Source organism: Stenotrophomonas sp. 3(2025) (genome assembly GCF_052665395.1).
Genome location: NZ_JBQOIF010000018.1, coordinates 1 through 21,132, shown reverse-complemented (window position 1 = coordinate 21,132; position 21,132 = coordinate 1). Strand labels below are relative to the sequence as shown.

Here is a 21,132-nt window from a genome sequence, read left to right as displayed (position 1 = left end):
CTAGCGTAGGCCCGCCCGTTCCGGGCCCTGCCGATGTGAGGCCTTCGCAATGACGTTGTGCGCTGACCGCTGGACCGCTCCCCGCCTGCCGAACCGGCGCCTTGCCGCGGCCCTGCTGCTCGGCCTGTCACTGGCCGCCACCGCCACCGCCACCGCCACCGCACAGAACCTGCCACCGCGCGCGCAATGGCAGGCCAGCGCGTCGTCGCAGCAGGTTCCGGCGATGGCGATCAGCCACCTGATCGACAACGATCCGCAGACGGTGACCGGCGGCGCGTTCAGTCCCGGCCACTGGTTCCAGGTCGATCTCGGCAAGCCTGCGATGCTGGCCGGTGCACGCCTCACCTGGGATGTCTCCAACCCCGAAGGCTATTCGCTGCAGACCTCGCTCGACGGCAAGCAGTGGCAGAGCGCCTACGTCATGGGCGATTCGCTGGGTGGCATCGAAACCCTGTACTTCGCGCCGCGACAGGCCCGCTACCTGCGTCTGGCCAGCCCGCAGCGCACCTCCGACTGGGGCGTATCCATCTTCGAAATGGAACCGCTCGACACCACGCTCAGCGCACGTGTGACCGGGCTGGACGCCACCCGGTCCGCTGCGCTGTGGCAGGGCGGCGGCACGGTTGCCATCCCCGCAGGCAAAGGCGGCATCCACACGCTCGACATCACCCTGCCCCGTGCGCAGCCCAGCACCGGGCTGGCGGTGGACTGGGCCAACGTGCACGGCGCTGCACGCCTGCAGGCGCAGGACGCGCAGGGCCGCTGGCACGAACTGGCGCGCGATGCACAGGCGGCGACCCGGCAGCAGAGTTGGCTGGCGGCCGACGCGCCACTGGACATCCAGGCACTGCGGCTGACCGTGGAAGGCGATGCACCCCAGGTCAAACGCATCCGCCTGCTCGGCCCGAAGGCGGTGATGACGCCGATGAAGCGCTACCAGATCGCCGCCAGCGGCGCGCAGCGCGCGTTGTTCCCTGCCTCATTGCACATGCAGCAGACCTACTGGACCGCAGTCGGCGTGCATGCGGGCCGGCAGAAATCGATCTTCGACGAATACGGCAACATCGAAGCCTACAAGGGCGCACCGCTGGTGCAGCCGATCTGGCGCAGTGCCGATGGCCGCGCGACCGGTGCCGCCGAACAACCGGTGCAGCACGCACTGCGCGATGGCTGGAAGCCGATGCCGTCTGCCACGTGGTCACCGCAGCCCGGGCTGGAACTGCGCAGCGAAGCCTTTGCCATCGAGCGCGACGGGCAACCGGTCACCTTCGTGCGCCATCGCCTGCGCAACACCGGCAGCGCGGCCATCGAAGGCACGCTGACCCTCGCAGTGCGACCGATGCAGATGAACCCGCCGTGGCAGAACGGCGGCCTGTCGCCGATCCGCCAGGTGGCCGTCGAAGGCAACAGCGTGCGCGTCAATGGCCGCACGCTGCTGCAGTCACTCAGCGCAGTGGATGCCGCTGGCACCGCCCCCTTCGGCAACGAAGGCGACACCGAGATCACCACGGCCATCGCCAACGGACAACTGCCTGCCGCACAGCAGTCCAGCGATGCCGCAGGCCTGGCAGCGGCGGCGTTGAGCTACCGCGTCACCCTGGCCCCCGGTGCCAGCGACGCGGTGGTGGTGGCCTTCCCCCTCGGTACCGCCACCGCCGATGCCAATGGCGTGCTGCCGGAAGCACCGGCCCTCAACCTCGCCTCGCTGCCGCGCGACGGCGACAAGGCGTTTGACACGCTGGCCAGCCGCGCCTCCGCTGATTGGCAGGCGCGGCTGGGCCAGGTCGGCCTGCGCCTGCCCGACCCTTCGCTGGTGGACATGCTGCGCGCACAGGCCGCCTACATGCTGATCAACCAGACCGGCCCGGCCATGCAGCCCGGTCCGCGCAACTACAACCGCTCCTTCATCCGCGATGGCATGGCCACCTCGGCCGTGCTGCTGCGCATGGGCGAAGCCAAAGTGGCACGCGACTACCTGGCCTGGTACAGCGAACACGGCGTGCATGGCAATGGCCTGGTGTCGCCCATCCTCAACGACGATGGCAGCGTCAATACCGGCTTCGGCTCGGACATCGAGTACGACAGCCAGGGCCAGTACGTCACCCTCGTTGCCGACGTCGCCCGGCTCGATGGCGGGCCGGAAACCGTGCGTGCCTACCTGCCCAAGGTGAAGGCCGCGCTGCGCTTCCTGCAGGAACTGCGCGAACGCACGCTGGTGCCGGGCTACATGGCCGACCAGCCATCGCCGGAGCGCTTCGCCGGCATCCTTGCGCCGTCGATCAGCCACGAGGGCTATCCCTCACCCACCCACAGCTACTGGGACGACTACTGGGGCCTGAAGGGCTGGCATGACGGCGCGTGGTTGGCCGAATCGCTGGGCGACCACGAAACCGCCACGTGGGCGCGCGAACAGTACAAGGCGCTGTATGACGCACTGCACGCCTCGATCCGCGCGACGATGGCATGGAAGGGCATCGACTTCATTCCGTCATCGGCCGACCTCGGCGATGGCGATCCGACCGGTGTATCGATCGCGCTGGACCCCACCGGTGCGCAGAGCGTGCTGCCCGCCGAGGCTCTGCGCACCACTTTCTCCCGCTACCTGGACGATGTGCGCAAGCGCAACCAGCCCGGTGCGCTGTATGCCTACACGCCGTATGAAATCCGCAACGTGCTGAGCTACGTGCACCTGGGCCAGCCCGAAGCGGCCGACGAACTGCTGCAGGGCCTGCTGCACGATCGCAGGCCGCTGGAGTGGCAGGTGCTGGCCGAGGTCGTGCACTCTCGGTTGCGCTTCCCGCGCTATCTGGGCGACATGCCGCACACCTGGATCGGCGCCGAATACGGCCGCACCCTGTTCGGCATGCTGATGCGCGAGGATGACGACGCGTTGTCGCTGCTGCCGGGTACGCCTCCTTCGTGGGTCGCTGGCGAGGGCCTGGCCGTGGACCGCCTGCCCACCGCCTATGGCACCCTGCAGATGCAGGCACGCCAGCGCGACGGCAACCTGACCGTGTCGCTCGGCAAGGGGCTGCGCAAGGGCACGCCGGTGCGCGTATGGTGGCCCAGCCGTACCCTGCCCAAGGACGTGCGCGTGGATGGGCGATCGGTACGGAACTTCGACAAGGATGGCGTGCTGCTCGATGGCCCGTTCCGCACCCTGGAGGCACGTTGGCAGTAATGCTGATGCAGGAACCGAAGTGATCGAACTTCTACTCGATGGCAGCGCTGACCCCGGTAGAGGCCGACCTTGGTCGGCAGCCCTGCCTCGCATTCCGGTGGGTGCCAACCCTTGGTTGGCAGCCCCTCCTCGCATTCCGGTGGGTGCCAACCGTTGGTTGGCACGCCCTCCGGTAGATGCCGACCTTGGTCGGCACGCCTTCCGTCGAGCAAGCTCGACGCCTACCAAGCGGCATCGCTAGAACCCCGGCAACCCCGGCGGATTGGTCTGCGACTGCGGCACCGCTTCTTCGGCCACATTCCAGCGCGCCAGCACCTTTGCGTAGGTACCGCTGCTGATCTGGGTGTTCAATGCCTGGGTCACCGCATCGGCCAGGCCACTGCCCTTGCGGGTGGTCACCGAGATCGCCGCTGCGTCCGGCCAGCCACCCGGGAACAGGCCGACCCGGCGCACCTTGCCATCACGCGCCGAATAGGCGCCGGTGGCATTCGGCTCGAACGACACGTCGGCGCGGCCGGTGATCACTGCCAACCGCCCGATCACCGCATCATCGAAGTACTGGTACTCCACCGGTTTCAGGCCTGCGGCGATGTTCTGCTTGTCCCATTGGCGCAGGATCTGGTCCTGGTTGGTGCTGGCCCCCACCACCACTTTCAGGCCTGCCACGTCGGCCGGTGTGGCGATCTTCTGGATCGGGCCATCGGTGCGGGTATAGATGCCCAGCAGGTCGAAACGATAGCTGGAGAAATCGAACTTCTTCTTGCGTTCTTCAGTGACCGTCACGTTCGACAGCACCGCATCGTACTTGCCCGATTCCAGCCCCAGCGGCCAGTCGGCCCAGGCCACCGGCACCACCACCAGCTTCAGGCCCAGGCCATCGGCGATCAACCGCGCTATGTCCGGCTCCACGCCCACCACGTCCTTGCTGTCGGCACCGTAGTCGGCCAACGGCAGCTGGCCGGGATGGGTGGCGATGGTGAACGCGCCCGGGGTGACGAAGCGATAGCCGGCCGGAATCAGCGCCTGCGCCTTCGGATCGGGCGTGCCCTTCAGTAACTGTGCATTGCTGGCGGCCAGCGAGGTCGCCGCAACGGGCACGCCGTCGGGGTCCTGGCGCACGCGCGAATAGACGATGCCGGCAATGCCGATGACCAGCACACCGACGATCAACAGGGTGCTGCGGGCGGGACGTCGCTGCGATGCTGGGCTCATGGCGGTTCTCGAAAAAGGGTTACAGGGTCTTGGCCAGGAAATCGGCGGTGCGTTGCTGGCGCGGGTGTTCAAACAGCGCGTCCGGTGTGCCCTGCTCGATCACCCGGCCCTGGTCCATCATCACCACGTGGTCGGCCACGCGGCGGGCGAAGCCCAGTTCGTGGGTGACGATCACCAGCGTGGTGCCGGAACTGGCCAGTTCCTCGATCACGCTCAGCACCTCCGACACCAGCTCCGGGTCCAACGCGGAGGTCGGCTCGTCGAACAGCAGTACCTTCGGCTGCAGGGCCAGCGCGCGGGCGATGGCCACACGCTGCTGCTGGCCGCCAGACAGCTGGCGCGGGAAAGCATCGGCCTTGTCGGCCAGCCCCACCCGCTCCAGCAGGGTGCGTGCCTGCTGCTCGGCCTGGGCGCGCGAAATGCCGCGCACCGCGATGGGCGCTTCGATGATGTTCTCCAGTGCGGTCATGTGCGGGAACAGGTTGAAGCCCTGGAACACCATGCCGACTTCCGCGCGGCGACGGCGGATCTCGCCTTCCGGCAACTCGTACAGGGTGTCGCCGTCGCGGCGGTAACCGATCAGCTGGCCGCCCACGGTGACGAAGCCGCTGTCAGCGCGTTCAAGATGATTGATCAGCCGCAGCAGCGTGGACTTGCCCGCACCGGACGGACCGATCAGCACCGTCACGCTGCCGGCCCTCAGTTCCAGATGCACGTCATCAAGCACCGTCTGCTCGCCGAAGGCCTTGCCCACGCCCTGCAGGGACACAGCCGCGCCCGTTCCGGCCTCGATCGGCACGGCAAATGCCGCGCGGCTGGGCACGCGTGCAGCGGTCGCCGCCCGCGGTGCTGCAGACGATACCCGCGACACGTTGCGCTCGTGCTGCAGCTGGCCGCGGGCAAAGCGCTGCTCCACCCGCCGCTGCAGCAGCGAAAGCACCGTCAGGATCACCAGGTACCAGACGGTAGCCACCATCAGCAGCGGCACTACCTCCAGGTTGCGCCGGTAGATCACTTGCACGGTGTAGAACAGCTCCGGCAACGCCAGCACGTAGACCACCGAGGTGCTCTTGGCCAGGCCGATCACATCATTGAACGCTGCAGGCAGGATCGAACGCATCGCCTGCGGCAGGATGATGCGGCGCACCTGGCGCCCACGCGGCAGGCCCAACGCTGCGGCCGCCTCGTACTGGCCGTGGTCGACCGACAGGATGCCACCACGGATCACCTCGGCCGAGAACGCCGCCTGGTTCAAGGTGAGGCCGAGCACGGCGGCAGTGAACACGCCGATCAGCTGCGTGGTCGGGTACGAGAACAGGCTGATGCCGGTGAATGGAACGCCCAGTTCGATGGTGCTGTACAGGTAACCCAGGTTGTTCAGCAGCAGCAACAGCACCAGCAGCGGAATCGAACGGAACAGCCACACGTAGCCCCACGACACTGCCGACAACAGCGGTGAACCGGAGACCCGGGCCAAGGCCAGCAAGGTGCCCAGCGCGAAGCCGAGGCCGGTACCGAGTGCGGTCAGCAGCAGCGTTCGCCCCAACCCTTCCAGTACCGGCGGGGCAAAGAACCACTCGGCGAACGTGCCCCAGCCCCAGCGCGGATTGCCCAGCACCGACTGCAGGCCGATCAGGATCAGCGCGAGTGCCAACACCGTGCCGATCACCTGCAACGGATGCCGCGCCGGCACGATCTTCAGCGCCGTGGCCGGCTGGCGGACAATGCCCTCGATGGCAGTGGAAGGCGTACTCATGCCGCCGCTCCCTGCAGTGCGAGGGTAGCTGCGTCGCCCGCCTGTGGCTGTGGCACCAGGTGTTTCTCGAACGGCAGATGCGCGATGGTTTCCGGGTCCGCATGCAGATCGAACAACGCGGTGTAGCCGTGGCTGAGATACAGGCCGACCGCCTCGGGCTGGCGGAAGCCGGTGGTCAGGAATACACGCCGATAGCCCTGCCGTGCAGCCTGGTCTTCCAGTTCCTGCAGCACGCGCCGGGCGATGCCCTGCCGACGCAGGCCAGGCAGCGTCCAGATGCGTTTGAACTCGGCGGTGTCCTCATCGCGATGCGGCATGAGGGCGCCGCCGGAAATCGCCACGCCGTCGCGCAGCAGCAGCACGAACGCACCGACCGGGGCAGCGAAGGCTTCGGCCGGATAGCGCTGCAGCTCCTCGCGAGCACTTCCACCGATACGCCGGCGCACGTCCGCATAGCGGTGGTCGTACTCCTGCTCCAGGCCGTCGAACAATGGGCGCGCCAGCGGGTCGTCCACCGAGGTGTACAGGAAGCGATCATTGTCGTACCGCACGCTCATGCCACGTCCTCCACCAGATAGTGCTCGGCCAGACGCGCCCACAGGCTGGCCGCCGGGGCGATGGCCGCGTCGTTGAACACATAGCGCGGGCTGTGCAGCGGCGCGCTGTCGCCGTTGCCGACGAACACGAAGCTGCCCGGCCGCGCCTGCAGCAGGAAGGCGAAGTCCTCGCTGGCGGTACGCGGTGCGAAGGCCTCCACCACCTGCCCCGCACCGAACCCCTGTACCGCCACCTCGCGGATGTAGGCTGTCTGCTCGGGGTGGTTGATCACGCTGGGGAAGCCACGCGGGAATTCGATCTCGGCACGCGCACCGAAGGCAGCGGCGGTCTGCTCGGCAATGTCGGTGACCCGCCGGCGCAGCGTATCGCGCACCGCCGGCAGGTAGGCGCGCACGGTCAGCTTCAGCTCCACCACGTCGGGGATGACATTGGCCGCCTGCCCACCGTGGATCGAGCCGACGGTGACCACGCCCATCTGCCGCGGATCGACATTGCGCGACACCACGCTCTGCAGCGCGGTGATGATGTGCGCGGCAGCCAGGATCGGATCGACGCTGCCCTGCGGCTCGGCGCCGTGGCCGCCCTTGCCGATCACCCGTAGACGCGCCCAGTCTACCGAGGCCATCGCCGGTCCGTCGACGAAGCCGAAGTGCCCCACCGGCACGCCCGGCCAGTTGTGCAGGCCATAGATGGCATCGACGGGGAAGCGTTCGAACAGGCCATCGGCGATCATCTTCGAAGCGCCCGAGCCGGTTTCCTCGGCCGGCTGGAACACCAGCTGCAAGGTGCCATCGAAACGCCCGTGGTGGGCCAGATAGTGCGCGGCCGAGAGCAGGATGGCGGTGTGGCCATCGTGGCCGCAGGCGTGCATCAGGCCTTCGCGCTGGCTGGCATAGGCCAGCCCGGATTCTTCGTGGATCGGCAGCGCATCGATGTCGGCGCGCAGACCCAACCGGCGACGGCCCTGACCGCGCTGCAACGTACCGACCACGCCGGTGCCACCGATGCCGGTGCTGACCGCATAGCCCCATTGCTGCAGCAGCTCGGCCACGCGGGCGCTGGTGCGGTGTTCTTCGAAGGCCAGTTCCGGGTGCTGGTGCAGGTCGTGGCGGATCGCGATGGCCTGTTCGGCACGTGCCGCGATTTCCGGCAGCACGCCAGTCGTTGGGGAACTCCGCCGGGCATGGCCCGGCGCTACCGCGTTTTCTCCGCTCATCGCCCTACCCCACCTTCCGCGCCGGTTCGGCGTCGCTTGCATGGCGGCTGGCCTTGTACGGCAGGCCCAGATGCTCGCGCAGGGTCTGTCCCTCCAGCTCGCGCTGGTGGTAGCCGCGCGCCTGCAGGATCGGCAGCACGTGGCTCACGAAATCGTCCAGGCCTTCGCGTTGCGCCGCGAAGCCGAGGATGAAGCCATCGCTTGCACCGGCGTCGAACCAGCGGATCAGTTCGTCGGCCACATGTTCCGGCGTGCCGATGAAGTTCGGCCGCGGGCTCACCGCCTGCAGTGCCACCTGGCGCAGGCTCAGGCCCTGCTCGCGCGCATCCTGCTTGATGCGGTCGGTGGTGGAACGGAAGGAATTGGCGCCGATGTCACCCAGCTCCGGGAACGGTGCATCCGGGTCGTACTGGCTGAAATCATGGTGGTCGAAGAAGCGGCCGAGATACGCCAGGGCATCGTCCAGCCCGGCCAGCGCGGCAATCGCCTGGTACTTGGCCTCGGCGTCTTCCGCCGTGCGGCCGACGATCGGGCCGATGCCCGGGAAGATCTTGACGTCACCGGCGCTGCGGCCATGGGCGATCGCCGAGTTCTTCACCTTCTGGGTGAACGTACGGGTCTCCTCCAGCGACGGCGCGTGGGTGAACACCGCATCGGCGTACTTGCCAGCCAACGCAATGCCATCGTCGGACGATCCGGCCTGGAAAATCACCGGCTGCCCCTGCGGCGAGCGCTGGATGTTGAGTGGGCCTTCCACCTGGAAGAAGCGGCCCTTGTGGTCGAGGCGGCGGAACTTCTCCGGCGCGAAGAACGTGCCGCTGTCGCGGTCACGCACGAACGCATCGTCATCCCACGAATCCCACAGGCCCTGCACCACCTCCAGGTATTCGTCGGCAATCTGGTAACGCAGCGCGTGTTCCGGATGCGGACGCCCGTAATTGCGGCCCGAGCCTTCCAGCGGCGAGGTCACCACGTTCCACCCTGCACGGCCACCGCTGAGCAGATCCAGCGAGGCGAACTGGCGCGCCACGGTGAACGGATCGCTGTACGAGGTGGAGAGCGTGCCGGCCAGGCCGATCTTCTTCGTCGCCGTCGCCAGCGCCGACAGCAGCGAGATCGGCTCGAAGCGGTTGAGGAAATGCGGGATCGACTTCTCGTTGATGTACAGCCCGTCGGCAACGAAGCCGAAGGCAATGCCGTTGTCCTCGGCGGTACGCGCGATGTCGATGTAGTAGCCCAGGTTGACGCTGGCATCGGGCACGTTGGACGGGTGCTTCCACGCATGCATGTGGCTGCCGGGGCCCTGCAGCATGATGCCGAAGGGGATGGGACGCGGGGTCGTGCTCATGGGGTGGCTCCAGCAGTCAGGCCACCGCCGCGCGGGGCGCGGGCGACAGCAGTTCAAGGGACGTCAGGCGTGCGTCGAGGTCGGCCACCGGCGCGTCGAGGATGAATTCACCGACGCCGAAGCGGCGGTGCAGCGCATCCAGTTCGCTGCGTACATGCTGCGCATCGCCAGAGAGCACGCTGGGGCGTGTCTCTTCGATGCGGAAATCAGCAACCCCCACCTGCCGCGCGTATTCGGCAGCGGCCTCGGGACTGGGCAGGTTCACCGTCTGCCCTGGGGCGAGGTGCAGCTTGTAGACCCGCAACGCGCCAATGTGACGAGCGGCGGCCTCGCTGGTGGGCGCGGCGAAGGCCACGGTCGCCAGCAGCGGTGCATGCGTGGATACCGCGCGATAGGCCTGGAAGGCGGCCTCGATGTGCTTCGGGTCGCCATCGAAGTGCGCGGCGTAGACGAAGCGCCAGCCGAGCTCTGCGGCCTGCCGCGCACTCTGTGGACTCGCGCCCAGCAGGAAGCGCTCCGGCGGCGTCTGCGGAATCGGTCGCGCCTGAGCGTCGGCCTGCGCATCGGACAGATAGCCTTCCAGGTCGCGCAGCTGCTGGTCGAAATCGGCGAATGCCGGGCGACCGGCGGCCAGTGCGGCAGTCGATGCCGGCAGACCACCCGGCGCCTTGCCCACGCCCAGATCCACGCGTCCGGGCGCAAGGGCGGCCAGCAGATTGAAATTCTCGGCCACCTTGTAGGGGGCGTAGTGGCGCAGCATCACCCCGCCACTGCCGATGCGGATGCGCCGGGTCTGCGCCAGCACCCACGCCGCCAGCACTTCCGGTGCCGGGCTGGCCAGCGTCGGCGCGGCATGGTGTTCGGCAAACCAGTAGCGGTGGTAACCCAGTTGCTCGGCGCGCTGCGCCAACTGCAGGCTGTTGCGCAGCGCTTGTTCGGGCGTGCTGCCGTCGGCCACCGGGCTCTTGTCCAACACGCTGGTGAGGTAGCTCATCGTCACGTCCTCACTCAGGGATGGGCCACGGGAATGCCGAGCAGGCCATTCAGTGCCGCCAGGATCGGCTCGGCACCGGAGATATACTGGCGTTGCTGGTACTCGCCACTGGCGTGCTCGTTGACCACGCCCTGCGGCAGCACCAGCTTCGGCAGCGACTGGTCCTGCTCACCGATCTCGGCGATCACCTCGCGGCGCGGCCGGCTGAAGCCGATGCGGCGCACATCCAGCTGTGCGTCCAGGCCCTCGATGCTCGACAGCGCACCTTCCAGCAGCAGGCTGTGCCGGCAGAAGAAGCGTTGGCCGGGCAGCTGGCCGTCCTCGAACTCGCGGTCCAGCAGGAACAGGATGGGTTTGTGGGTTGCGTCTACAGCCACGGGATCGTCCTCGTAGGGGCCGGCAATGCACTGCCGCTTCGATATCGATGCTAGAGAAGGACGGCCCGATGCCAGCGCCGGAACTCGACAATCCACGGTCGGATCCGGCCATGCAGATGCAGGTTGGCAATAAGGTCATGGCGCGGCGCTAGGCAATCCGTCGCAGTGGCGGTGCTGCGGATGCCGCCAGCGGCGTCAGGTGGCCAGCCGCGCGCTCGGCCGCCAGCTGGATGCGCGCCTGCAGTGCAGCGCTGTTGATCCGGTCGCCGTCGAAGTCGGCTGGCGTGGCATACACCCCGATCGGCAACGTATGCGCCTGCAGGAAGCTGAAGAGTGGACGCAGCTGATGATCGATCACCAGCGCGTGGCGCTCGCTGCCACCGGTAGCCGCCAGCAGCACTGGCGTATCCACCAGCGCGTCCAGCCCGATGAAGTCGATCAGGTGCTTGAACAGGCCCGGATAGGTCCCGCGATACACCGGCGCGGCCGCCACCAGCAGCTGCGCCGATTCAATCGTAGCCAGCGCGCGCTCCACCTGCGGCTCCACTTCACTGCGCTGCAGCGCCTGCCCCAGCGAGCGCGCGATCGGCGCCAGCTCGACCAGCTCCACGCTGATGTTGATCCGCTCACGCAGTTCTTCCAGCAGATGCCGCACCAGCAGCAACGTGCGCGACGTCGCCGAACTGGTCGGCGACCCCACCAATGCAACCACCTTCAATGCAGAAGACATGACCCCTCCTCGGTAGCGCCGGGCCATGCCCGGCGACGTTTCACATGAACCTCAGAACCGGTAATTGACGCGCCCGTACCAGAACGTCCCGACGTTGCTCAGCACATCACCGCTGTCCCAGGTGGTCTCGATGCTGGCCACATCGGTGGCGCTGCGTGCGTACGCGGGCACCCTGCGGGTGCGCTTGTCGAACACGTTGTTGATGCCCAGCGCCGCGCTCCAACCGGCACCCAGCTCCACGCCACCGGACAGGTTGGTCACCAGCACCGGCGGCTGCTTGTACTGCACGCCGTTGTTCAGGCGCTTGATCGGGCCGTAGTAGGTGAAGTCCACGTTCGAACGCCAGCGCCCGTTCTGCCAACCCAGCCCCGCCACCTGCGTGTACGACGGCGAGCGGAAGCGCAGCGCGTACTCACTGGATTTGGTCAGCAGGTTGATGTTCGGCAGCCCCTGCAGCGCCTGCGGAATCGCGCTCACTTTCTGGATGGTGGTGCGGCCGACATTGGCCGCGTAGCTCCAGCGCAGCTTGCCCCACTGCGTTTCCTGGTTGGCTTCCAAGGTCAGCTCCACGCCGCGCGTGCGGGTGTCGCCCACGTTGGTGAAGTAGCTGGCGTAGAACGCATCACCGGGCAGGATGCTGATGCCGGCCGTGCCCAGCAGCGCGTCGATGGTGTTCTTCTGCGCGGCGGTCAGCACGGTGCCACTGTTGTCGGTCACCCGCGCCGGGTCCTGCGCGTTGTAGCCGATCTGGCTGGACTGGCCCAGCTGGCCACGGATGTCGATCTGGTACGCATCCACCGCCAGATGGAAGGCCGGGCTCGGGTCCCAGGTCACGCCAAGGCTGTAGTTGGTGGCCTTCTCCGGCTTCAGCGGCGTAGCGCCCAGCGCCACTGCTGCCGGCGAAGCGACCTGTGCCACCAGCGTGGTACCGCACGGGCAGCTGCCGGTGGCCTGGTAGAACTGCGCGCCCAGGCTCGGCGCGTGGAAGCCATTGCTGACCGTGGCACGTACGCCCAGCGCATCGGTGAAGTCGAAGCGCGTGGTCAACCGACCGGTCGACACCGTGCCGAAGTCCGAGTGGTCTTCCCAGCGCGCGGCGGCGTCCAGGTACCAGCGCGACGTGATGTTGGTCGCTGCACCGGCGTACACCGCCTTGCTGTTGCGGGTGGCCTTCACCGCATCGGCGGTCGAATAGCCGACGAAGGCAGCCGCACCAAAACCGGTGTACGACTCCCACTGCCCTGCCCCGCGTTCGTATTGTTCGTGCTGGTACTCGGCACCGGCACTCACTTCCAGCGGCGATGCGAAAGCCGCCACCTCGAAGCCGCGACGCAGATCAAGGTTGGCGATGCCCTGCTGGTAATCCAGCTTGCCGTCATAGAAGTCGGTCGGCGAGCCGGGGTATGGCAGCGAGTAGTTCACCGAATTGCGGGTGTAGGTGCGCACCGTGTTGCGGTTGCCAGTCAGGCTGAAGTCGTAGTCCCACCCCGCAACCTGGCCCTTCACCCCAGCCGTGCCGGTGTACTGCTTCTCCTTGGTTTCCAGCACCGGCAGGAAGCCATCGGGAAACACGCTCAGCACGCCCGGCGCCTTGTAGGTGGTGAAGATCGTTGCCGGCAGGCGGAAGTTCTGGATCGCCTGCGCGGTGCGGTCGCTGGCGGTCGCATTGGCGTAGAACTGGGCGTTCTCGCCCAGCCCATGACCCACGTTCACCGCGAAGGCCTTCAGCGCATACGACGGCGAGCTGAGGATGATGTTGGCCTCGGCATCGCGCCCGGCCTCGGCCGGGTTCGGCGTCGCTCCAGACGGCAAGCGGTTGTTTGGACGCAGCGCCACCAGGTTGCCGTTGCCATCCACGGCGGGATAACTCAGGTAGCCGTCGATGTAGCGCCGCGTGCGGATCGCATGGTGCTGGCGCGTGCTCTCGCCGGACAGGTTGATGAAGCCATCCTCGCCCCACGGCAGGCCGATGTTGGCGCGCACGCTGGTGCGGCTGCCGTCGCCATCAGTGCTCTGCCCGCTCTCCACCGACACATCGCCACCGTGGGCCTGCGATTTCAGGATCACGTTGATCACTCCGGTGATCGCGTCCGAACCATAGATGGCCGAAGCGCCGTCGCGCAGCACCTCCACATGGTCGATGGCCGACACCGGAATCAGCGCCAGATCGGCCCAGGCGTGGCCGGGATAGCCGCCACCGTTGGCGCCACTGACATACGCGCTGGCGTTGCGGCGCTTGCCGTTCACCAGCACCAGCGTGTAACCCGGCGACAGGTTGCGCAGCTGGTAACCGCGGATCAGGCTTTCCTGGTCGCTCTGGTAACCGCCGATCTGGCTGAGCGATGGCAGGCTGCGCTGCAGCGCTTCCAGCAGGTTGGCCTGGCCGGTCGCGGCCAGGTCCTCGGCGGAAATCACGTCGATCGGTGTCGAGCTGTTCTTCACCGTTCGCGTGCTGGTGCGTGAACCGGTGACCACCACCGCATCCAGCGTGGACGCGGCAAGGTTCGCAGAAGTGGCAGTGGTCGCCGACGGTGCATCGGCCTCAGCCGCGTACGCCGGGGCAGCGGCAAGCGTGGCGGCAATCAGCAGGGAGAGCGTGGACAGCGCAGGAGTGTGGGCAGCAGGCATGGGGGCTCGTGGGGGTGGGCCGGAGACACGCCTCCATTCAAGAGCCCACGCCCAACACGCAACAGCGGATATCGCGTCATGTGACCGTCACATCGCGCCAGCCACATGACTGCTGGTAATGACCTTACGCAGCAACGTGCGCGCGTCCGGCGCCAACGAAAACCGGCCACCGGCCATATGCCGCACGGGCATCACCTCATGCCGCCACGACACGCTGGCGCAGGCACCTTCATCGGTAGCATCAAGCCATGCCCACCCTGCCTGCCGATCCGACCGCGCCCACCGTCGCCATCGTGGCCTGCCACGGCCAGGGCCTGTTCGAATTCGGCTGCGCGGTCGGCCTGTTCGCGCCCATCCGCCCTGAACTGGGCGTGGCCTGGTACCGCACCCAGCTCTGCGCTGGCGAGCCCGGTGCACTGCGCATGCTCGGCAGTGCACAGGTGCAGCTGCCCTACGATCTGAGCGCTGTCGACGACGCCGACATCATCGTCATTCCCGGCTGGCGCGAACCCAGCGAGCGCCCGCCGCAGGCGTTGCTTGATGCCCTTACCCGCGCCCATGCGCGCGGCGCACGCATCACCTCCATCTGCTCCGGTGCATTCGTGCTCGCCTGGGCTGGCCTGCTCGATGGTCGCCAGGCCACCACCCACTGGCGCCTCACCGAAACGCTGGCCCGCGAATTTCCGCGCATCCACGTGCGCGACGATGTGCTGTACGTGGACGCTGGCAGCATCATCACCTCGGCCGGCTCGGCCACCGGCATGGACATGATGCTGCACATGGTGCGCAAGGATTACGGCGCGCGCGTGGCCAATCTGGTGGCCGAACGGCTGGTGCTGGCGCCCTGGCGCGATGCCGAACGCAGCCAGCGGGTCAGCCGCGCGATCCCGCTGGGCGAGCCCACGCGGCTGGCGAAACTGATGGAATGGATGCGCCGCAACCTGCGCGAGCCGCATTCGCTGGGCAGCCTGGCCGAACAGGCCGCACTCAGCCAACGCACCCTGCAGCGGCAGTTCCTGGAAGCCACCGGCCTGTCGCCCATCGACTGGCTCATCCGCGAACGCGTGGCCTACGCACGCGAACTGCTGGAAACCACCGACCGCCCGCTGCAATGGGTGGCCGAACAGGCGGGGTTCGGCTCGCAGGAATCGTTCCGCCGGCACTTCCGCGGCATGGTCGACGCCAGCCCCATCGAATACCGCAACCAGCACCGCAGTGGCCTCAGCGCCGACCGGCTGGTGGGTTGCTGAGTCCCGGTAGCGCCGGGTCATGCCCGGCGAGCGAAGCGGCCACTGCAGCGCGGGACGCCGGGCATGACCCGGCGCTACCTGCGCCCCGCTACCTCAATCGTCCTGCACCAGCCCGAACTCGCGCAGCAGCCCGCCAATCTGGGTCTTGTCCAGCTTGTTCATCAGCAGGTTGCGCAGGAACGCCGGCCCCGGAATGTCCAGTTCCTTGCCATCGCGAAGACGCCCGGTCGCTGCCAGCAGCGTGCGCACGTCGTAGGTGGAATTGAACACCTCCGGCACGCCGCGCTCGATGCCCAGCAGCGTGTACACCGCTTCCATCGGCGTGCGTACCGAATACTCGGTGGTGAAGATGCAGTCGCGCTGCTTCGATTCGGCAAACTGGCCGATGAAGGCGAAGTTCACCGCACCCTCCGGCACCACGTCCGGGCGGTCACCGGCCTGGCGCGGCATGAAGAACGCGGTGATGTACGGCATCATCACCGGCACTGTCTTCGCCCCGGTCGCCGCCAGCTCGTCGATCTCCTCCACCGGCACACCCAGGTGGTACAGCCATTCGCGGGTGATCTCCTCGCCGGTGCAGTCCTGCATCGGCTTGTTCACGTAATCACCCGGCGTATCCACGAACAGCGAATACACCCACACCACGATCTGGCCCTTCGGCTGGTTCTTGAAGTGCGGCTGGCGGTTCACCGTCCAGCTCATCAGCCAGCGCGAATCGCGCACGCTCACGATGCCGCCGGTCACCACCTTGCCGCTGAACGGATCGCGCTTGGCAATCTTCTTGATGTACGCCGGAATGCGCGCGTCCAACGTGGTTACCGTCGCCGATTCCCACTTGGTTTCCGGTATATGCGCACCGAATACATCCGGGCGCCCGAACGCCGCATCCTTGGCCGCGATGCGCCGCCACAGGTCCCACGCCGGTGCCGGGCCTTCATTCAAGCGCGCAGCGGTGTGGTGGTCACCGTTGTCGGAATTCTCGGTCAGCGAGCCGATCGTCATGAACACCAGATCGTCCGCGCCCAGGTCCACGCCACCAGCCAAGCCATCCCGTTTCCAGTGGATGCGCGTGGCCTGCTTGCGGCCCTCCTGCAGGTCGAAGTCAACATCGGTCACTTCAGTGCCGTACTGGAACCGCACGCCGCGCTCCTGCAGCCACTTCACCAGCGGCAGCACCAGCGATTCGTACTGGTTGTACTTGGTGAACTTCAGCGCCGAGAAATCCGGCAGCCCGCCGATATGGTGGATGAAACGATGCAGGTACAGCTTCATCTCCAGCGCCGAGTGCCACTCCTCGAACGCGAACATCGTGCGCCAGTACAGCCAGAAATTGCTGTCGAGGAAATCGCGGCCCAGTACCTCGTTGATGCGCTTGTTCTCCATCTCCTGCCGGGTGGCCAGGAACAGCGCGATCACGTCCTTCTGCGCCTGCTCGCTCAGGGTGAACAAGCCATCGGTATGCGCATCTTCGCCGCGATTGATCGTGGCACGCTGCAGCGAATAGTTCGGGTCGTCCTTGTTCAGCCAGTAGAACTCGTCCAGCACACTGGCGTCGTCGATTTCCAACGACGGAATCGAACGGAACAGATCCCACAGGCACTCGAAGTGGTCTTCCATCTCGCGGCCGCCGCGGATCACGAAGCCCTTCTCCGGCACCTTCAGGCCATCCAGCGCGCCACCGGCAATCTGCTGCTGTTCCAGGATGGTGATGCGCTCGCCGGGCATGCGCCCATCGCGCACCAGGAACGCCGCACCGGCCAGCGAGGCCAGGCCCGAACCCACGAACCAGGCCGTCTTGTTGTCCACGCCCGCCGGCTTGCGCGGGCGCGCGAAGGCCTCGTAGTTGCCACTGCTGTAGTACATGCGCGTCTCCTTCCTGGATGGGGTAGCCCCCACTCTAGCGCCGAACCGATGTACCGCATCCTGCAGAAAGGCTGCGACGCAGTGACGCAGGTGCTTGCTGTCCTCGCGTTTCCAGCGGCCTCAACCGCCGTCAGCCGTCGTCTCGGTAGTGAACCAGCGCTGGAACCCGTCGATGGCGTCCGGCATCAGCGCGCTGGCGCGCTCACAGACAATGGACTCGGCGTGGCGGATTGCACTCACCGCATCCGGCTGCGCACACAACGCCATCGCCACGTCCGACGCGTCCAGCATCGCCAGGTTCACGCCCACGCCCACCGGCGGCATCAGATGGGCAGCATCGCCGATCAGCGTCACGCCGTTGCGCGGTGTCCAGCGGAAATCCGCCGGCAGGCTGTAGATCGGCCGCCGCACGAAGTCGGTGCACGCCTCCAGCAGCCGCCGCAGGTTCGGTGCCCAGCCGGTGTAGCTGCCGGTCACCAGCGCGCGCATGCCTTGTTGCGCGATCTGCGCATCAAGCCAATCAGAAGGCCGCTTCAGCGCCGCGTACACGCAGAATCGATCGCCGCTGTTGCGCTGCACGAACAGCGCCTCCTCACCGCCAAAGCAGAACAGGCTGCCCTGCCCCACCATGCCCGCGATATCCGCCGCAGGCTGCGCGATCCATCCTTCAAAGAAGGTAATGCCGGTCGGCAGCGGCTGGCAGGCACTCAACGCAGCGCGCACCTTCGACCATGCACCATCGGCACCAATCACGATGTCCGCCTCGGCCTGCACGCCATTGGCGAAGCGCAGGCTGTGGCGGCCGGCATCTGCAGGTTCCATCTCGCTCAGGCAATGGCCCCACTGCACCGCGTCGGCCGGCAACGCATCCAGCAGCAGCTGGCGCAGGTCGCCACGGTCGATCTCCGGCTTGTCCATGCTTCCCTCCGGCCCGAACCCTCCTGCGGCAATCGCCCCGGACCACGGATCACCCATCCGCGCCTCCTGGCCTTCATGGCGCGCTACCGCCCGGAACGCCTCCAGCAGACCGGCGCGCTGCAACGCCACCTGGCCGGAGTCCTCGTGCAGGTCCAGCGTGCCGCCCTGGGTACGCTGCTGCCCGGACGACTCGCCCTCGTACACGCTCACGCGATGGCCGCCGCGATGCAGGATGAGCGCCGCGGTCAGGCCGGCGGGGCCCGCGCCGATGATGGCAATACGTGGGGGATGCGGCATGAGACGACCTGCGGGGTGGTTGATACGTCAACCGTAAGGCGTTCTGGTTGACACGTCAACCAACCACGGGCAACGTGGGCGCATGACCCCACCCACCATCACCCCTGACGAGTGGGCCGCTTGGCGCGGCTTCCGGCGCATGGCCGAGATCACCTCCGGCCGCATCGTCCACGACATCACCCGCAGCACCGGACTCTCCAGTGCCGACTTTGTCGTGCTGATGGAACTGAGCAAGGCCAAGGACCGCTGCCGCCGCCAGCGCGAACTGCTGGACTACCTGGAATGGGACAAGACCCGACTCTCGCACCAGCTCACCCGCATGGCCGGCCGTGGCCTGATCGAGCGCGACACCGACAGTGACAACGTGGTGGTGATCCGCATGACCGCAGAAGGTCGCACCCAGCTGAGCGCAGCACGGCCGGTACACGTCGCCAGCGTGCGCCGGAATTTCCTCGATCATCTCTCAGCCGATGACCTGGCCGCGCTGCAGCAGATCACCGACAAACTGCATGCAGCACTGCAGGACGCGGAAAACTGAAACGCCGCCAATCGCACGCGCGACCTGGTAGTGCCGGCCGCTGGCCGGCAACCGCAATCACCCCACACTCCCAGGCTGCCGGCCAGCGGCCGGCACTACCACGGCCGTGCGTTCACGGCGGCGGAGTTGACATGCAGGCATTTACCTGCCTATTGTGACCCCACGGACGGCACCCCGCCGCCCACCGTGGAGCCACAGTCATGGTGGATATCGCTCACAGAGTCGGCATCAACGCCCCATCAGCCCAGGTCTACCAGGCCCTGGCCACCCCCGAAGGCATCGCCGCCTGGTGGGCCGAGGACACCACCGGCGACCGCCACCCCGGCGGCACCGTCACCGCCCGCTTCACCGCCAACGGCCAGGAAATCGGCGTCATGCAGATGAAGCTGCTGCAGCTGCAGCCGAACGAGCGGGTGCTGTGGGAATTCATCGACGGCCCACCGGAATGGATCGGCACCACCGCGCGCTTCGCCCTGCACCAGGACGGCGACTACTGCATCGTGCTGTTCAGCCATGAAGGCTGGAAGGAGCGCGTGGAGTTCATGCACCACTGCAGCACCAAGTGGGCCATCTTCCTGATGAGCCTGAAATCCCTGCTGGAAACCGGGCGCGGCCAGCCCAGCCCGCACGACGTCAAGATCGACAACTGGAACTGAAGCCCCCCATGGATGCAGACAAGGTGTTCAAGGCACTGGCCGACCCCACGCGCCGCACGTTGTTGGACCTGCTGTGCGAACGCAACGGGCAGACGCTGGGGCAGCTCTGCGAGCACCTGCAGATGGCCCGGCAATCGGTTACCCAGCACCTGGGCCTGCTGGAAGACGCCAACCTGATCAGCACCGTCAGGCGTGGCCGCGAGAAGCTGCACTTCATCAACCCGGTGCCGCTGCACGATGTCTATACGCGCTGGGTAAGCAAGTTCGAGCAGCAGCGCCTGAGCCTGCTGCATGACCTCAAACAGGAACTGGAAGGAGAATGACGATGAGCGCTGAATCCACCCGTTTCATCCACGTGATCTATATCGCCTCCACGCCGCAGAAGGTGTTCAAAGCCATCACCCGGCCGGAGATTGCCCGCACCTACTGGGGGCACGAAAACGTATCGGACTGGAAACCCGGCTCGCGCTGGCAGCACGTGCGCGCCAATGACGAGCGCAAGGTCGAACTGGTGGGCGAAGTGGTGGAAAACACCCCACCCTCGCGACTGGTGATCACCTGGGCCGCCGCCTCGCAGGCGGACAACCCGAAGGCCTACAGCCGGGTGACGTTCGAGATCGTGCCGTATGAGGACATGGTCAAGCTGACGGTGACCCATGACGAGCTGGAACCGGGCAGCGCCATGGATACCGGCATCCGCCAAGGCTGGCCGATCGTGCTGTCGAGCCTGAAATCGCTGCTTGAAACCGGCAAAGGCCTGGACGTCTTCGCCAAGCCACAGTAGTGCCAGCCCATGGCTGGCAATCCGCCCACGGCCCAAGCCAACCCGTGAAGGCGCCTTGATCCCGCTGAACGACGCATGCAACGCGTGCTGGCCGCTCGTCCGCAAAGTACGCGTTACGTCACGTCAACACGGCATCATTGCGTTGCAGTTTCAATACCCTTCCACAGGTTCCTCTTGCAGCCCTCTTCCCCTTCGGCCGGTGAACCGGCCCCGTCGTCGCCAGCCTTCATTGAAGTTGTTGTTGTGCGGGCCGGTACCCACCTGTTTGCCATCGATGTCGAAGCCGCGATTGAAATTCGTGGCCCGGAAACCTTTGATCGCCCCGGCAGTGGCGCGCGCCCGCGCCTCACCGTGCGCGGCCACGCACTGCCGGTGGTCGACCTGCGTCAGGCCATCGGCTTGAGCGGGTTCGCTCATGGCTGCCCGGCCATGCTGCTGATGCAGGCCGGCACGGAGACCTTTGCCTTGGCCGTAGACGAGGTACGGGACATCGAAAGCGTGCCACGCCACAACGTGCGGCCCGCCGCGGACACCCCGTTCGGGTTCTGCAGCCATCGCATCGCGTTCGAAGCCCTCGGCGAGATTCCCCTGATTGACCCCACCCGGCTTCGATAACGCGGTTCACCGCACACGGTCTCGCCGGGCCACGCCCCACAGCACCGTCTCGTCGCGCCATACCCCACACCACCGTCTCGTCGCGCCATGCCCCGCACCACGGTAGCGCCGGGCCATGCCCGGCGAGCGCAGCGGCCGCCGGTAAACCTCCGCGCCGCCAACAACTGAACGTCCCCCCGTAGCCCCCGCGCCCCCCACCCCCCCAAGAACA

Annotated in this window: 18 protein-coding genes; 7 read left to right on the top strand and 11 right to left on the bottom strand. The window is 67.0% G+C overall.

Going from position 1 to position 21,132, the window contains the following annotated elements:
• The first annotated feature begins 49 nt into the window (after positions 1-49).
• A complete protein-coding gene (locus ACUXVE_RS14045) occupies positions 50-3,181 on the top strand; it encodes a discoidin domain-containing protein (protein ID WP_445514627.1) in 3,132 nt (1,043 codons plus the stop codon).
• A 237-nt stretch (positions 3,182-3,418) separates the two neighbouring features.
• On the opposite strand, the gene ACUXVE_RS14040 is transcribed toward ACUXVE_RS14045, so the two are convergent.
• The 9 genes from ACUXVE_RS14040 to ACUXVE_RS14000 form a co-directional block, all read right to left on the bottom strand.
• Positions 3,419-4,393 (bottom strand): ABC transporter substrate-binding protein, encoded by a 975-nt coding sequence (locus ACUXVE_RS14040; RefSeq protein ID WP_445514626.1) that lies wholly within the window; start codon positions 4,391-4,393, stop codon positions 3,419-3,421.
• Positions 4,394-4,412: 19 nt separating this feature from the next.
• Positions 4,413-6,149, bottom strand: coding sequence for an amino acid ABC transporter permease/ATP-binding protein (locus tag ACUXVE_RS14035; protein WP_445514625.1), 1,737 nt, complete (start codon positions 6,147-6,149; stop codon positions 4,413-4,415).
• A complete protein-coding gene (locus ACUXVE_RS14030) occupies positions 6,146-6,706 on the bottom strand; it encodes a GNAT family N-acetyltransferase (protein ID WP_445514624.1) in 561 nt (186 codons plus the stop codon). The genes ACUXVE_RS14035 and ACUXVE_RS14030 overlap by 4 nt, the downstream gene beginning before the upstream one ends.
• Positions 6,703-7,923 carry a M20 aminoacylase family protein gene (locus tag ACUXVE_RS14025; RefSeq protein ID WP_059063979.1) on the bottom strand — a complete coding sequence of 407 codons (1,221 nt, stop codon included), beginning with the start codon at positions 7,921-7,923 and terminating at the stop codon, positions 6,703-6,705. Before ACUXVE_RS14025 ends, ACUXVE_RS14030 begins: the two co-directional genes overlap by 4 nt.
• 4 nt (positions 7,924-7,927) lie before the next feature.
• Positions 7,928-9,271, bottom strand: coding sequence for an LLM class flavin-dependent oxidoreductase (locus ACUXVE_RS14020; RefSeq protein WP_445514623.1), 1,344 nt, complete (start codon positions 9,269-9,271; stop codon positions 7,928-7,930).
• A gap of 16 nt (positions 9,272-9,287) precedes the next feature.
• Positions 9,288-10,265, bottom strand: a complete 978-nt coding sequence (locus tag ACUXVE_RS14015) for an LLM class flavin-dependent oxidoreductase (RefSeq protein WP_222389843.1) — start codon at positions 10,263-10,265, stop codon at positions 9,288-9,290.
• A 14-nt stretch (positions 10,266-10,279) separates the two neighbouring features.
• Positions 10,280-10,642 carry a DUF3088 family protein gene (locus ACUXVE_RS14010; RefSeq protein WP_025874933.1) on the bottom strand — a complete coding sequence of 121 codons (363 nt, stop codon included), beginning with the start codon at positions 10,640-10,642 and terminating at the stop codon, positions 10,280-10,282.
• Between the two features lie 148 nt (positions 10,643-10,790).
• Positions 10,791-11,372, bottom strand: a complete 582-nt coding sequence (msuE, locus tag ACUXVE_RS14005) for an FMN reductase (RefSeq protein WP_445514622.1) — start codon at positions 11,370-11,372, stop codon at positions 10,791-10,793.
• Between the two features lie 51 nt (positions 11,373-11,423).
• Positions 11,424-14,000, bottom strand: a complete 2,577-nt coding sequence (locus ACUXVE_RS14000) for a TonB-dependent receptor plug domain-containing protein (protein WP_445514621.1) — start codon at positions 13,998-14,000, stop codon at positions 11,424-11,426.
• A gap of 248 nt (positions 14,001-14,248) precedes the next feature.
• On the opposite strand from ACUXVE_RS14000, the gene ACUXVE_RS13995 reads away from it, so the two are divergent.
• A complete protein-coding gene (locus tag ACUXVE_RS13995; protein ID WP_032976126.1) occupies positions 14,249-15,250 on the top strand; it encodes a helix-turn-helix domain-containing protein in 1,002 nt (333 codons plus the stop codon).
• Between the two features lie 93 nt (positions 15,251-15,343).
• Here ACUXVE_RS13995 and ACUXVE_RS13990 read toward each other — a convergent pair whose 3' ends face one another.
• Together ACUXVE_RS13990 and ACUXVE_RS13985 are read right to left on the bottom strand one after the other, a co-directional pair.
• Entirely contained in the window at positions 15,344-17,113 is a 1,770-nt protein-coding gene (locus tag ACUXVE_RS13990) for an oleate hydratase (RefSeq protein ID WP_445514620.1), read from the bottom strand.
• Positions 17,114-17,233: 120 nt separating this feature from the next.
• Positions 17,234-18,328 carry an FAD-dependent oxidoreductase gene (locus ACUXVE_RS13985; protein ID WP_445514619.1) on the bottom strand — a complete coding sequence of 365 codons (1,095 nt, stop codon included), beginning with the start codon at positions 18,326-18,328 and terminating at the stop codon, positions 17,234-17,236.
• An 82-nt stretch (positions 18,329-18,410) separates the two neighbouring features.
• Here ACUXVE_RS13985 and ACUXVE_RS13980 point away from each other — a divergent pair, with 82 nt between their 5' ends.
• From ACUXVE_RS13980 to ACUXVE_RS13960, 5 genes are all read left to right on the top strand, one after another.
• Positions 18,411-18,866 carry a MarR family winged helix-turn-helix transcriptional regulator gene (locus ACUXVE_RS13980; protein WP_099783733.1) on the top strand — a complete coding sequence of 152 codons (456 nt, stop codon included), beginning with the start codon at positions 18,411-18,413 and terminating at the stop codon, positions 18,864-18,866.
• Between the two features lie 200 nt (positions 18,867-19,066).
• Entirely contained in the window at positions 19,067-19,522 is a 456-nt protein-coding gene (locus ACUXVE_RS13975) for an SRPBCC family protein (RefSeq protein ID WP_445514618.1), read from the top strand.
• An 8-nt stretch (positions 19,523-19,530) separates the two neighbouring features.
• Positions 19,531-19,845: an ArsR/SmtB family transcription factor gene (locus tag ACUXVE_RS13970; RefSeq protein WP_100436164.1), complete on the top strand. Its 315-nt coding sequence runs from the start codon at positions 19,531-19,533 to the stop codon at positions 19,843-19,845.
• 2 nt (positions 19,846-19,847) lie between these two features.
• Entirely contained in the window at positions 19,848-20,306 is a 459-nt protein-coding gene (locus ACUXVE_RS13965; protein WP_445514617.1) for an SRPBCC family protein, read from the top strand.
• Positions 20,307-20,381: 75 nt separating this feature from the next.
• Complete coding sequence (locus ACUXVE_RS13960; RefSeq protein ID WP_445514616.1) at positions 20,382-20,921, top strand: chemotaxis protein CheW; 540 nt, start codon at positions 20,382-20,384, stop codon at positions 20,919-20,921.
• The last annotated feature ends 211 nt before the right edge of the window (positions 20,922-21,132 follow it).

Coding starts and splice junctions, on each gene's coding strand:
- ACUXVE_RS14045 (WP_445514627.1), top strand. CDS start 50: ATGACGTTGTGCGCTGACCGCTGGACCGCTCCCCGCCTGCCGAACCGG.
- ACUXVE_RS14040 (WP_445514626.1), bottom strand. CDS start 4,393: ATGAGCCCAGCATCGCAGCGACGTCCCGCCCGCAGCACCCTGTTGATC.
- ACUXVE_RS14035 (WP_445514625.1), bottom strand. CDS start 6,149: ATGAGTACGCCTTCCACTGCCATCGAGGGCATTGTCCGCCAGCCGGCC.
- ACUXVE_RS14030 (WP_445514624.1), bottom strand. CDS start 6,706: ATGAGCGTGCGGTACGACAATGATCGCTTCCTGTACACCTCGGTGGAC.
- ACUXVE_RS14025 (WP_059063979.1), bottom strand. CDS start 7,923: ATGAGCGGAGAAAACGCGGTAGCGCCGGGCCATGCCCGGCGGAGTTCC.
- ACUXVE_RS14020 (WP_445514623.1), bottom strand. CDS start 9,271: ATGAGCACGACCCCGCGTCCCATCCCCTTCGGCATCATGCTGCAGGGC.
- ACUXVE_RS14015 (WP_222389843.1), bottom strand. CDS start 10,265: ATGAGCTACCTCACCAGCGTGTTGGACAAGAGCCCGGTGGCCGACGGC.
- msuE (WP_445514622.1), bottom strand. CDS start 11,372: ATGTCTTCTGCATTGAAGGTGGTTGCATTGGTGGGGTCGCCGACCAGT.
- ACUXVE_RS14000 (WP_445514621.1), bottom strand. CDS start 14,000: ATGCCTGCTGCCCACACTCCTGCGCTGTCCACGCTCTCCCTGCTGATT.
- ACUXVE_RS13995 (WP_032976126.1), top strand. CDS start 14,249: ATGCCCACCCTGCCTGCCGATCCGACCGCGCCCACCGTCGCCATCGTG.
- ACUXVE_RS13990 (WP_445514620.1), bottom strand. CDS start 17,113: ATGTACTACAGCAGTGGCAACTACGAGGCCTTCGCGCGCCCGCGCAAG.
- ACUXVE_RS13985 (WP_445514619.1), bottom strand. CDS start 18,328: ATGCCGCATCCCCCACGTATTGCCATCATCGGCGCGGGCCCCGCCGGC.
- ACUXVE_RS13980 (WP_099783733.1), top strand. CDS start 18,411: ATGACCCCACCCACCATCACCCCTGACGAGTGGGCCGCTTGGCGCGGC.
- ACUXVE_RS13975 (WP_445514618.1), top strand. CDS start 19,067: ATGGTGGATATCGCTCACAGAGTCGGCATCAACGCCCCATCAGCCCAG.
- ACUXVE_RS13970 (WP_100436164.1), top strand. CDS start 19,531: ATGGATGCAGACAAGGTGTTCAAGGCACTGGCCGACCCCACGCGCCGC.
- ACUXVE_RS13965 (WP_445514617.1), top strand. CDS start 19,848: ATGAGCGCTGAATCCACCCGTTTCATCCACGTGATCTATATCGCCTCC.
- ACUXVE_RS13960 (WP_445514616.1), top strand. CDS start 20,382: ATGCAACGCGTGCTGGCCGCTCGTCCGCAAAGTACGCGTTACGTCACG.